1 rRNA gene is annotated in these 407 nt (G+C 41.3%); it reads left to right on the plus strand.

Annotation, left to right across the window (positions count from 1 at the left end):
- Positions 1–116, plus strand: a 5S ribosomal RNA gene (gene rrf, locus HC752_RS24455).
- Positions 117–407: the final 291 nt, after the last annotated feature.

Here is a 407-nt window from a genome sequence, read left to right on the forward strand (position 1 = left end):
TTGGCGACCATAGCATTGTGGACCCACCTGATTTCCATGCCGAACTCAGAAGTGAAACGCAATAGCGCCGATGGTAGTGTGGGGTCTCCCCATGTGAGAGTAGGACATCGCCAGGCTTTGATTTTGATTGAACTCATTGAGTTCAGTCACCATAAAACTTTAAGACTGTATTTCCAGATTGTTTAAAGATCCAGAAGTAAAAAGTTGAGAGTTTTATGTTGACTTTCAAAGTCAGTCGCGTATTATACGCGTCCTGCCTAAGTGGTAACACACTGAAAGCAAAGCTCTTTAACAATATAGACCTATCAATCTGTGTGGGCACTCGTTGATGATAATCCAAAATGTTTCTTAGGAAACACTTTAGGTTTCAATGAACTGAGTGACCAACCAAGACTTCTTTTGGAAAC

The sequence above is a fragment of the Vibrio sp. S9_S30 genome, from assembly GCF_014694455.1.
Lineage (GTDB): Bacteria > Pseudomonadota > Gammaproteobacteria > Enterobacterales > Vibrionaceae > Vibrio.